This is a genomic window from Pseudomonas sp. GW821-FHT09C08, from assembly GCF_059418125.1.
In genome coordinates, this window is the sequence record NZ_JBWKPG010000012.1 from 72242 (window position 1) to 84348 (window position 12107).

Genomic DNA, 12107 nt, shown 5'->3' on the forward strand with positions numbered 1-12107 from the left:
CAACAGGCCGGTTCTGTCCACTTCCTTCAGGAGCATCCCGCGGTCATGCAAGCGTTCCCCTCACAACGTTCTCCACTCAAGCGCGCGGTACAGGCCGCCTTGCTCGGTGCCTGCCTCAGTGGCAGCGCCGTGCCGCTGGCCGTGCTGGCCGACACCTTGGCGAGTGACACCCAGGCCCGCGACTGGAACATCGCCGCCGGCTCCCTGGCCAGTGCGCTGGACCAGTTCGCCCGCCAGGCCGGGATCAGCCTGTCGTACGACGCCACCAGCGTGGCCGGCAAAGCCAGCCCGGGCCTGAGTGGCCGCTTCGACCGCGAGCAAGCCCTCGGCCAGTTGCTTCGCGACCAGGGCCTGCAAGCCCAGCGCCAGGGCAGCAGCAACTGGCTGCTGTTGCCGCAAGTGGCCGACACCGGAGCACTCAACCTGGGCGCCACCACCGTCACCGGCGACCGCCTGGGGGCAACCACCGATGGCACCGGGTCCTACACCACCGGCGCAGTCACCATCGGTAAAGGTCAACACAGCCTGCGCGAAACGCCGCAATCAGTGAGCGTGATGACCCGCCAATTGATGGATGACCAGAACCTCACCACCATCGACGACGTAATGGAGCGCACGCCCGGCATCACCTCCTATGAATCGCCGATGGGCGGCAAGTATTTCTATTCCCGTGGTTTCAAGATGCTCGGCCAGTACCAGTACGACGGCGTGCCGCTGGACATGGGCAAGGACTACGCACAGGCCGACAGTTTCAGCGCCAACATGGCGATCTATGACCGTGTGGAAGTGCTCAAGGGGGCCGCCGGCATGCTCAAGGGCGCCGGCACGGCCAGCGGCGCGGTGAACTTCGTGCGCAAGCGGCCACAGGCCAGCCCCACCACCAGCCTGTCGCTGTCCGCCGGCACCTGGGACAATTACCGCGCCGACGTCGACACCGGCGGCCCGCTGAATGACAGCGGCACGGTGCGCGGCCGTGCGGCGGTCAGCCAGCAGAATCGTGGCTCCTACATGGACATCGCCAAGCGTCAGGACCAGGCCTTCTACGGCGCCCTCGACATCGACCTCAGCGCCGACACCACCCTCGGCCTCGGCGCCAGTTATGAAGATGTCGATGCCACCCCGTGCTGGGGCGGCCTGCCGCGCTACGCCGATGGCAAGAGTGCCAAGCTCAGCCGCTCGACCTGCCTGGGCCAATCCTGGAACGACTGGCAAAGCCGGCGCGCCACGTACTTCGCCGACCTCACGCAGCAGCTCAACGACGACTGGAAACTCAAGGTCGCGGCCGTGCACAGCCGCAACCTGCAAGACATCAAGTACGCCGCCAGCGAAGGCACCATTGCCTACGACAACCCAGCTCCGACCGCCGTCTCCTACGCGGCGCTGATGGATTACGACCACAAGGACTTCGGCCTCGACGCCTACCTCGACGGCAAATTCGAAGCCTTCGGCCTGCAGCACGAACTGATCCTCGGCGCCAACGGCAGCCGTGGCACTCAGGACGACATCTACGCGATCCAGAACCTGCCCACGCGCCAGAGCATTTACCAACCCAACCATCACTTCCCGGAACCGGCCGACAACACCTTCTGGCCCAACATGTACCGTGGCAGCACCATCAAGGAGACCGCGACCCAGTACGGCACTTACGCGACCTTGCGCCTGCGCCTGGCCGAGCCCTTGATGTTCATCGTGGGCAGCCGCGTGAGCTGGTACGAAAACCGTCGCCAGTCCTACAGCCTCGGTTGGGGCGAATGGTCGCTGCAGGATGCTCGCACGAAGGAAACCGGCGAGGTCACACCGTTCGCCGCGCTGATCTATGACCTCAACGAGCACCTGTCGGTGTACGCCAGCTACGCGGATATCTTCCAGCCGCAAAGCGCCTACGCCACCGCCGACGGCGCCGCGCTCAAGCCGAAAATCGGCGACAACTACGAGCTGGGCATCAAGGGCGAGTGGTTCGAGGGGCGCCTCAACAGCTCCCTGGCGCTGTTTCGCTCCATCGAGAAAAACGCCGCCGAAACCGACTACCTGAGTTTCTGCCCGACCTCCGCCGATGGCTATTGCTACACCGATACCGGCAAGGTCCGCGCCCAGGGCGTGGAGGCCGAAGTCAGCGGCGAACTGCTCGAGCGCCTGCAGGTGTCCGGCGGCTACACGTACACCCAGACCAAGACCCTGAAGAACATCGACAGCGCCGCAGAAGGCGGTGTTTCCAACAGCTACGTACCGCGCCACATGCTGCGGATGTGGGGCGACTACCAGCTCGACGGCGCGCTGTCGAAATGGAGCGTGGGTGCCGGGGTCAATGCCCAGAGCAGCAATTACCGCGTACAGACCATCAAGCTGGAACAGCCAGGCTACGCGACCTGGAGCGCGCGCCTGGCCTACCGTCTCGACGACACCTGGACCGTGGCGGTCAATGGCAACAATCTCTTCGACAAAACCTATTACAACACCGTCGGAACTGCATCATGGGGCAACTTCTACGGTGAACCGCGCAATTTCACCGTTAGTTTGAAAGGCAACTTCTGATCCCACGAAACCCCCAGTGGCAGGGCACTTAGTGCGCCCTGCCACGCCCTCTTTGTCCCCCCTTCCTACTGCCGCTGGAAAAAGGTTTGTCCTTTAAAGAGGAAAAATCTCACATTTGTTCCTACACTCAAAAACACACCCATTCACCGAGTGTTCGGACAAGGAATGTCAATAAAATGCCACTGAAAAGACTGATTAACCTGTCTAGCACGCCACCTCCGCACCATCGTCAATTCGTTGACTAAGCACGAAAAGGGAACACTCCTTTAGTCACTATCGCCGCAAAATCCCTTCAAATGGATAGCTTCACTGATATGTGCATTTGGATTGGTAGTTGCGTATTACCCAGAGTAGCCGTAGTTCGAAGTGCCCTCTAACGCCATCGCGGCTTTATTGAAGCGACAACGAACAACAGCAACTGGAGTGCAATGAGGGATGTTTTATGCGAGAAAAGTCGTCCGTCGACAGCCTGTTTTTAACGCGCGCCGGTTTTGTTGAGTTCTTTGTCGTTTTCGTCAAATTGATCCATGGCCTCACGGCCATTCTGCCGCCGCTGGTCCTGGTGCTTTTCCTGGACCCGTTGGCCCCTGAGTTGCGCCCGCATTTCATCGGCCTGCTGGTATTTTTCGCAGTGCTGACCATCATCCTGTTCCAGGCCTTGGGCATCTATTCCGAGGAGCTGTTCAGCAACCGCCTGCGCCTCAAAGCCAAGATCAAGGCCTGGACCGCAGCGTTTTGCATTCTGCTGTTCATGTACCAGATCCTGCAGTTTTTTCCGCAGTTGAGCCCGCGCAACCTGGCCGCGTGGTACGTCGCCAGCCTGGGCTTGCTGTGCCTCGAACGGCTGGTCATGCTGCGCCTGTACCGCCGGCTGATGAGCGCCGGCAAGTACCTGCAACGCACGGTGATTCTGGGCTTTACCGACACGGCCGTGCACGTTGCCGACCACCTGCAGCGCAACGGCGATATCCGCTCCGGCCTGATCGGTTTTATCGACGACCGCACCGAGCGGATCCCCAAGGAGCTGAGCAACCTGCCCTTGCTCGGCAACACTCGCGACCTGGAAAAACTGATCCGCGCCGAGCAGGTCAACCAGGTCATGATCTGCCTGCCGTGGGCCGCCGAGCAACGCATCCACGGGCTGGTCAACCGTCTGCGGCAGATGTCGGTGAACGTGATGCTGGTGCCCGACATGGCCGCCCTGCGCTACGGCCACAGCCGCATCACCGACGTGGGCGGGATCCTGATGTTCAACACCTCGCAATTGCCCTTGCGCGGCTGGTCGCCGGTGATCAAGCGCTGTGAGGATTTCCTCCTGGCGAGCCTGGCCCTGGTGGCGTTGTCACCGGTGATGCTGGCGACCGCGATTGCGATCAAACTCGATTCCAAGGGGCCGGTGCTGTTTCGCCAGAACCGCTACGGCTATAACGACAACGAAATCCGCGTGTTCAAGTTCCGCTCGATGTTCACCGACCAGAGCGACTTCACTGCCGAGCGCCAGACCACCCGCCAGGACCCGCGCATCACCCGCGTGGGTCGCATCATCCGCAAGACCAGCATCGACGAGTTGCCGCAGCTGTTCAACGTGCTGCTGGGCAACATGTCCATGGTCGGCCCGCGCCCGCACGCCACCGCCACCAAGGCCGCGGGCATTCCCTTCGAAGTGGCGGTGAGCGAGTACAGCTCGCGGCACCGGGTCAAGCCCGGCATCACCGGCTGGGCGCAAATCAATGGTTACCGGGGTGAGACCGACACCCTGTTCAAAATCCAGAAACGTGTCGAGTACGACCTGGAGTACATCTCCAAGTGGTCGGTGTGGTTTGACTTGTACATCGTCTTCATGACGGTCCCGGCCGTCCTTTCCACCAAGGAAGTCTATTGATGAATACCCTCAACGGATTAATTCCCTGCATCATTTCCGGTGGTTCGGGCACGCGGCTGTGGCCGGTGTCCCGGCAGAACATGCCCAAGCCGTTCATGCGCATGCGCGATGGCCAGAGCCTGCTGCAAAAGACCTTCCAGCGCGCCGCCAAGCTGCCCGGCGTGGAAAGCGTGTTGACGGTGACCAACCGCGACCTGCTGTTTCGCACCCTGGATGACTACCGCCTGGTCAACAAGGCGCACCTGCCGCTGGATTTGCTGCTGGAGCCGTTCGGCCGCAACACGGCCGCGGCGATTGCCGTGGCGGCGCTGCATGTGCAGGAGCATTTCGGCGGCGATGCGCAATTGCTGGTGATGCCTGCCGACCACTTGATCCTCAATGAAGTCGCGTTCGCCGCGGCGGTGACCCAGGCCCGCGACCTGGCCGAGGCCGGCTATCTGGTGACCTTCGGCATCCAGCCCGACCACCCGGAAACCGGCTTCGGCTATATCGAACAAGGTGAGCCGCTGAGCACCGGCAACCGGGTCAAGCGCTTCGTCGAGAAGCCCGACCTGGCCACCGCCCAGGCCTACCTCGACGGCGGCAAGCACCTGTGGAACGCCGGTATGTTCTGCTTCAAGGCCAGCACCCTGGTGGAGGAACTGGCCACCCATGCCCCCGACGTGCTGGAGGCCGCGCGCGCCGCGCTGGAACACAGCCAGAGCCTGCAGAACAAAACCTCGCGCCAGCGTGAGCTGGACGCCGATGCCTTTGGCAGCGCGCCGGATATTTCCATCGACGTGGCCCTGATGGAAAAGTCCCAGCAGGTCGCCGTGGTGCCCTGCGATATCGGCTGGAGCGACATCGGCTCCTGGGAAGCGCTGCGCCAGCTCACGCCCAGCGATGCGCACGGCAACCAGGTCAACGGCGAAGCGATCCTGCATGACGTGCACAACTGCTACATCGACTCGCCCAAGCGCGTGTTGGGCGCGGTGGGCGTGCGCGACCTGATCATCGTCGACACCCCGGATGCGCTGCTGATCGCCGACGCCAACCGCAGCCAGGACGTGCGCTACATCGTCGCCGAACTCAAGCGCCAGAACCACCCGGCGTACAGCCTGCACCGTACCGTCACGCGGCCGTGGGGCACCTACACCGTGCTCGAAGAAAGCAGCCGCTTCAAGATCAAGCGCATCGTGGTCAAGCCCCAGGCCTCGCTGTCATTGCAGATGCACCACCACCGCAGCGAACACTGGGTGGTGGTCAGCGGCGCGGCGCAGATCACCAACGGCGAGCGTGAATTCCTGATCAACGCCAACGAGTCCACGTACATCCCTGCCGGGCACAAACACCGGCTGACCAACCCCGGCATCATCGACCTGGTGATGATCGAGGTGCAGAGCGGCGAGTATTTGGGCGAAGACGACATCGTGCGCTTCGACGACATCTACGGGCGCGCCCCTCTCGAGGCGAAGAAATGACATGCGCACTTCGCTGATCATCCCGACCCGAAACGCCTCCAGCCACCTGGCGCGCTTGCTGCCGGCGCTGAAGATGCAAACCCTGCAACCGGACGAGATGCTGGTAGTCGACAGCGCCTCCAGCGATGACACCGTGGCGCGTTTTCGCGAGTTCGGTGCGCGGGTCGAGGTGATCGACGCGCGTGATTTCAACCACGGCGGCACGCGCCGCTGGGCCAGCGAACAGGTGGGTGGCGACGCGCTGATCGTCATGACCCAGGACGCCATCCCCGCGACCCCGCAGACCTTCGCCAACCTGCTGGATGAATTGCAGCAGGACCCGCTCAACGGCGTGGCTTATGGTCGCCAGCTGCCGCACCCCGATGCCGGGGTGCTGGGCGCGCAGTCGCGGCACTTCAACTACCCGGAGCAGAGCCGCAGCAAAAGCCTGGCCGATGCGCCCGTGCTGGGGATCAAGACCTGCTTCAGCTCCGACTCGTTTTCGGTGTACCGGCGCAGCGTGCTGCAGGCGGTCGGCGGCTTTCCCGCCGACGTGATCGGCAGCGAAGACGCCTACGTTGCGGCGCGCATGCTGCTCGAAGGCTACAAGGTGCGCTACGCCGCCACGGCGCTGGTGCATCACTCCCACGATTACAAACTCATGGATGAGTTTCATCGCTACTTCGACATTGGCGTGTTCTACGGTCGCGAACCGTGGATCAGACAGGCCTTTGGCGACGCCGGCGGTGAAGGCAAACGCTATGTGCTGGCCGAACTCGCGGCCTTGCGCAAAGCCGGTGCCTTGCACCGCGTACCCGAAGTGCTGGTGCGCAGCGCGTTCAAGTTGCTCGGCTACCGCCTGGGCCATCTTGAGCGCCGCCTGCCGCTGGCCCTCAAGCGGCGCATCAGCATGTTTCCCGGTTATTGGAGGTGAGCAGCATGACCCACAGGAAGTCCCGCTTGATCAAACCCGCCGTGCTCGCCTTGGCCATGCTGGCCCTGTCCGCCTGCAATACGCCGGCACGCATCGTCCCGCCCGACGACCAGACTGTCGAGGACGGCAAGCGCGCCCTCGACCAACTCGCCCAACTGCCGCCGGCGGTGGAACGCATCCGCATCGGCGACCAGTTGCGTATCGTCCGCGACGCCGGCGAGATGCCGACGCTGTCGGCGTTCAACGTCAGCACCATCTACGAGCTGACGCTGTATACGGTGCAGAACGACGGCAAGATCAACTACCCCTTCCTGGGGCCAATCCAGGTGGCGCATCGCACCCCCGCCGAGGTCGCCGCCGACCTGACCAAGAGCCTCGCGCCGGTGTACCGCGAGCCACGCGTGACGGTGAACATCAACCAGGCACCGGGCAACTCGGTGATTGTCGGTGGCGCGGTGAACAACCCGACGGCGGTCCAGATCGCCACGGCCAACACACTCGAGCAGGCAATCGTCGGCGCCGGCGGGGTCAACCCCTCGGGCAACGCGAGCATGGTCGCCTTACTGCGTGAAGATGCCCAAGGCGCCTACCACGCCTACTTCCTGGACTTCAGCCAGTACCTCAAGACCGGCCCCAACGGGCGCAAACAAGTGCCGCTGCAACGCGGTGACGTGGTGTTCGTGCCCAAATCCAACGTGGGCGAGCGCATCCAGGGCGTGGATACCTACCTGAACCAACTGATCCCGTTCACCAAATCCATTGGGGTTGGCTACAACTACACCAGAACCAGCGGCGGCAATAACTAAAGGAGCGACATCCCATGATCGAGATCCGTTCTTTTCGTGATCTTCTGCGCCTGTTTTTCATCTTCCGCCACGAGTTCAAGCTGGCGGCCATCGCGGCGCTGGTGATTATCCTGCTCGGCGCTTTCCTGCTGCCGGCCAAGTACGAGTCCACCGCACGCCTGTTGGTCAAACCGGGGCGTGATTCGACCCTGCCGATCGAGATCAGCAACCGCCAGGCGCTGGTGATGCCCAGCACCCAGCGCGACCCGATCGTCGACGAGGAGCGCCTGCTCACCGGGCGCCCGATCGTGCGTGCGGTGGCCGAGCACTACCTGGAAGTGATCAACAATGCGCCGCCGCCCGAAGGCTTTTTCAAAAGCGCCAAGCATTACCTCAAGCAAGGCGTGGGCGCAGTCTTCGATGGCCTGCGCGTGGTTCTGGAAACCCTCGGCGTGGTGGAAAAAACCACCCCGGTGGAACGCCTTGCCGCCGGCCTGGAAAAGAGCTTTGAGGTGAGCCACGCCGCCGGCTCCACGGTGATGGACATCAGCTTTACCTGGGGCGACCCGGAAATTGCCCAGGCGGTGGTCAAGGACTGGGTCGAGACCTACATCAACGAACGCACCCAGGCCCTGGGGCGCAAGAGCCTGTATGCCTTCTACGAAGGCCAGGTGAATACCAGCGCCACCGAGATCAAGAGCTACAAGGAGCAGATCCTCAAGCACCTGAACGAGATCGGCGCGGCGAGCATCACCGACCGCCTGGAAGACTTGTCCGAGCGCATCAACGTGCTGCGCGGCGAGACCTTCAATACCACCCGCCTGATCGCCTCGTCCGACAGCGCCATCGAGAGCACGCGCAACCAGCTCAAGGGGCAGCCCAAGGAAGTCACCACGGTGCGCCAGATCGCATTGAACCCACAGCAGCAGGACTTGCGTCGCCTGCTCAACCAGAAGCTGCTGGAACGCGCCGACATGATGCGCACCTACACCGACAACGCGCCGCCGGTCAAAGCGCTGGATGCATCGATTCGCGCCATGCAGGCCCAGGTCGCCAACGAGAGCAACACCGTGCAGGCCTCGGAGAACCGTGCGCCGAACACTCTGGAAATCCACCTGCAGCGGGTGCTGCTGGATGAGTCGAGCAACAACCTGGCCCTGCGCACCCAACTGGTTCAACAGCAGAAGCAACTGGTGAATCTCGAAGACCAGCGCAAGCAGGCCCTGGAGATCGAACCGGAGCTGGCGCGCCTGTCCCGTGAGCTCAGCGCCACCGAGCGCAACTACGCGCTGTACGTGGACAACCTGGAGAAATCGCGCATCGACCGCGAGCTCGACAACAGCCAGATCAGCAACATCGCGGTGATCGAAGAAGCCACCCTGAACCCGGGTCGGATCTTCCCGAAAACCCTGTTGATGCTGGTGTTGGCGATTCCGTTTGCAATCGTCGTCGGCCTGCTGGTGATCTACCTCTGCTACCTGCTCGACCAGCGCATTCACGACGGTGGCCTGGTGGAACGCAAGTTCGGCTTGCCGCTGTGGACCACCCTGCCGGAGCTGGACACCACCACCGCGCAAAGCGCCAACGCCTTCAATGCAAGTATCTACCGGCTGTACAGCCTGTTGCAGCCCGACCGCATTGCCGAACGCGGCCTGACCCTGGGGCTGACGTCGGCGCGCCATGGCGAAGGCGTGACCTTTGTGGTGGAACAGCTGCGCCTGTTGTTGCGCGAGAACGGCATCAATGTCCGGGTCGGCGGGCTTGAAGCCGCCGCACCGGGCGAAGTGGTGCTGCTCGACGCCTCGGCCTTGCTCGACAACCGCGAAGCCTTTATCACCTTGCGCCGCGCCGACCTGATCGGGCTGGTGGTGGAAGCACGCAAAAGTACCGTGCCGGTGGTCGAGCATGCGCTGTCGATCCTCAATACCGCGTTTGGCAAGGTCGACGGCATCATCATCAACCGTCGCAAGTTCGAAGTGCCGAGCAAAGTGCTGCAGACCATCGCCAAGTACCGGGGAGCGTTCTGATGCGTATCGCCCTGCTCGCGCCCTTGCCGCCGGAAAAAAACGGCATCGCCGACTATGCGAACCACTTTCGCACGGCGCTGGAGCAGCTTGGGGTGACGGTGCTGACGCCGTTGGCCGGGGTGGCGGGCACTTCCGAGGCGATCAAGCACGCGGTCGCGACGTTCAACTGGCAGACCGTGGACCTGGTCCACGCCGAGCTGGGCGGCGGGCGCCTGGGTGAGTTCCTGGCCCTGCGCGAGTTGCGCAAGGCCTACTCGCACTTGCCGCTGACCGCCACCGTGCACGACCCGGAGCGCATTGTGTGGCGTCGTGAGCGCCTGCCGTTTCCGCTGAACCTGCTGGAGCGTTTGCCCAGCCCCCTGCCGCAGGCGGCCGTGGTACTGGCCGACCCATTGACCCTGCGTGAGGAACGCCAGGTCGCCAAGGGCCTGACCCGCCTGGTGACGCTGACTCGCCTGGGCGCCGATTGCCTGCGCTTGCGCATGCAACTGCCGCCCGGCAAGGTGGCCGTGATCAACCATGCCAACCTCGCCGTGCCACCAGCCCCCCTGCCCGCGCTCGACACCCTGCGACTGCTGTATTTCGGGTTCATCTACCGCGGCAAAGGCATCGAAGACCTGGTGCAGGCGCTGGCCGATGTCTTCGCACAGGCTCCTGAACTGCGCGGCCGCGTGCGCCTGACGCTGGCCGGCGGCACGGCGGCGGAAATGGCCTTTGGCGCCGGCGGCAATTACCTGGAGCAACTCAACAGCCAGATCGCCGCACTCGGCCTGACCGACGCCATCGACTGGCGGCTGAACCTGCCGGCCGACGAGATTGCCCAGACCATCCAGGCCCATCATGTGATGGTGCTGCCCTACCGCGAATCGAAAAAACTCGGCCTGCTCGGGCGCCAGCGCGGCACCAGTGGCGCGCTGTCCTGGGCCGCCGCCTGTGGGCGCGGAGCAATCACCTCCGACGCACGCGCGTTTGCCGAGGAAGTTGCCAGTGGCAATGGCGCCATCTACCCCGAAGGCGATGTGGCAGCGCTGGCCGAACAATTGCTGCGCCTGGCGCGCACGCCGGCGCTGGCCAGGGACTGGGCCGAACGTGCCGGCGAGATCGGCCGCGAACGCCTGTGGCCGCTGACCGCGCAGAAGTTCACCGAAGTGTTTGCCGAAGCCATCGCAGGAGCCCGCCATGGCGCGTAGACAAACGTTCCTTGCCAGCCTTGCGGTGGTCGCCGTGCTGGGCCTGACCGCCGTTTTGTGGGGGCGCCAGGCGGATGCCGAAAGCCATGTGCTCAAGGGCAACAAGACCGTGGTGTGGAAGGACTTTTTGGGCGTGAACGCACAGTTCCTGTGGTTCAGTCCCCAGCGTTACCAGATGCAGATCGACCGTCTCAAGGACCTGGGCCTGGAGTGGGTGCGCCTGGACCTGCATTGGGATCAGTTGGAGCCGGCGCAGAACCAGTATCAGGTGGCAACCCTCGATCAACTGGTCGGCAAGCTGCAAGACAATCAACTCAAGTCGGTGTTCTACCTGGTTGGTTCGGCGCCCTTCGCCACCACCGCGCCGGCCGGTGCGCCCTATCAGGACCAGTACCCGCCCAAAGACCCGAACGTGTTCGCCAACCGCATGGCGCTGCTGGCCCAGCGTTACCCCAGCGTCAACGCCTGGCAGGTGTGGAACGAACCGAACCTGCTGGGCTTCTGGCGCCCGGTGGCAGACCCGGCCGGCTACGCCACGCTGCTCACCGCCAGCGCCGCCGCACTGCGCGCGGTCGCCCCGAACACCCCGGTGGTGGCGGCCGGCATGGCGTTCTTCAGCGAAATGCCCAACGGCCAGACCATGTTCGACGCCCTTGCCGCGCTGGGCGTGGCCAGCCTGAACACCGTCGTGTCCTATCACCCCTACACCCAATTGCCCGAAGGCAACGATCCGGCCAACCTCGACTTTATCGCCAAGACCACCCAGCTCAACCAGGCCCTGCGCAACGGCGGCGTGCAAACCTTGTGGAGCACCGAGTGGGGCTGGTCGACCTACCCCGGCCCCAAGGACGCCCAGGACATCATCACCCAGCAGGGCCAGGCCGATTACGTGGTGCGGCGCCTGGCGCTGATGAGCGCGCTGGATTACGACCGCATCTTCCTGTTCACCTTGAGCGACCTCGACCAGCGCGCCAGCGTGCGCGACCAGTTCTACGGGCTGCTGGACATCGACGCCAACCCCAAGCCGGTCTACACCGCGCTGAAGTATTTCCTCGACGTCAGCGGGCCGACGCTCACCCCGGGTGACCCGCCGGTCGCCGACGCCTTGCCCGACGGCCTGTTCAGCATTGGCTGGACGCGTGCCGATGGGCGCAAGGTGTGGTTCTTCTGGTCGGCCGAAGGCGGTAACGCGCACTTGCCCAACCTGGCCAGCGCCACCCTGTACGACCCGTTGCGCGGTACGCAAACCCCGGTAAGCGGCACCAACGGCCTGACCGTACCGGTCAAGCCGAACCTGCAAATCCTGTTATGGGACTGA

At 63.7% G+C, this 12107-nt stretch carries 8 protein-coding genes; all 8 read left to right on the forward strand.

Annotated features, from left to right (window positions below):
- Positions 1-45 precede the first annotated feature (45 nt).
- The 8 genes from AC07OJ_RS28010 to AC07OJ_RS28045 all read left to right on the forward strand — a co-directional run bounded on the left by AC07OJ_RS28010 (position 46) and on the right by AC07OJ_RS28045 (position 12107).
- Positions 46-2532, forward strand: coding sequence for a TonB-dependent siderophore receptor (locus AC07OJ_RS28010; RefSeq protein WP_495095623.1), 2487 nt, complete (start codon positions 46-48; stop codon positions 2530-2532).
- A gap of 442 nt (positions 2533-2974) precedes the next feature.
- Positions 2975-4414: an undecaprenyl-phosphate glucose phosphotransferase gene (locus tag AC07OJ_RS28015; RefSeq protein ID WP_065907235.1), complete on the forward strand. Its 1440-nt coding sequence runs from the start codon at positions 2975-2977 to the stop codon at positions 4412-4414.
- Positions 4414-5874, forward strand: a complete 1461-nt coding sequence (locus AC07OJ_RS28020) for a mannose-1-phosphate guanylyltransferase/mannose-6-phosphate isomerase (RefSeq protein ID WP_106804610.1) — start codon at positions 4414-4416, stop codon at positions 5872-5874. Before AC07OJ_RS28015 ends, AC07OJ_RS28020 begins: the two co-directional genes overlap by 1 nt.
- 1 nt (position 5875) lies before the next feature.
- Positions 5876-6787 carry a glycosyltransferase family 2 protein gene (locus AC07OJ_RS28025; RefSeq protein WP_065907241.1) on the forward strand — a complete coding sequence of 304 codons (912 nt, stop codon included), beginning with the start codon at positions 5876-5878 and terminating at the stop codon, positions 6785-6787.
- Between the two features lie 5 nt (positions 6788-6792).
- Positions 6793-7593: a polysaccharide biosynthesis/export family protein gene (locus AC07OJ_RS28030; RefSeq protein WP_207200643.1), complete on the forward strand. Its 801-nt coding sequence runs from the start codon at positions 6793-6795 to the stop codon at positions 7591-7593.
- 14 nt (positions 7594-7607) lie between these two features.
- A complete protein-coding gene (locus AC07OJ_RS28035; RefSeq protein WP_106804612.1) occupies positions 7608-9599 on the forward strand; it encodes a GumC family protein in 1992 nt (663 codons plus the stop codon).
- Positions 9599-10789, forward strand: a complete 1191-nt coding sequence (locus tag AC07OJ_RS28040; protein ID WP_495095624.1) for a glycosyltransferase — start codon at positions 9599-9601, stop codon at positions 10787-10789. Before AC07OJ_RS28035 ends, AC07OJ_RS28040 begins: the two co-directional genes overlap by 1 nt.
- On the forward strand, positions 10779-12107 hold the full coding sequence (locus AC07OJ_RS28045) for a GH39 family glycosyl hydrolase (RefSeq protein WP_495095625.1): 1329 nt from the start codon (positions 10779-10781) through the stop codon (positions 12105-12107). Before AC07OJ_RS28040 ends, AC07OJ_RS28045 begins: the two co-directional genes overlap by 11 nt.

Bases quoted from the DNA above. Each gene is read 5' to 3' on its own strand.
- AC07OJ_RS28025 (WP_065907241.1), top strand. From the start codon at position 5,876: ATGCGCACTTCGCTGATCATCCCGACCCGAAACGCCTCCAGCCACCTG.
- AC07OJ_RS28010 (WP_495095623.1), top strand. From the start codon at position 46: ATGCAAGCGTTCCCCTCACAACGTTCTCCACTCAAGCGCGCGGTACAG.
- AC07OJ_RS28035 (WP_106804612.1), top strand. From the start codon at position 7,608: ATGATCGAGATCCGTTCTTTTCGTGATCTTCTGCGCCTGTTTTTCATC.
- AC07OJ_RS28015 (WP_065907235.1), top strand. From the start codon at position 2,975: ATGCGAGAAAAGTCGTCCGTCGACAGCCTGTTTTTAACGCGCGCCGGT.
- AC07OJ_RS28030 (WP_207200643.1), top strand. From the start codon at position 6,793: ATGACCCACAGGAAGTCCCGCTTGATCAAACCCGCCGTGCTCGCCTTG.
- AC07OJ_RS28040 (WP_495095624.1), top strand. From the start codon at position 9,599: ATGCGTATCGCCCTGCTCGCGCCCTTGCCGCCGGAAAAAAACGGCATC.
- AC07OJ_RS28045 (WP_495095625.1), top strand. From the start codon at position 10,779: ATGGCGCGTAGACAAACGTTCCTTGCCAGCCTTGCGGTGGTCGCCGTG.
- AC07OJ_RS28020 (WP_106804610.1), top strand. From the start codon at position 4,414: ATGAATACCCTCAACGGATTAATTCCCTGCATCATTTCCGGTGGTTCG.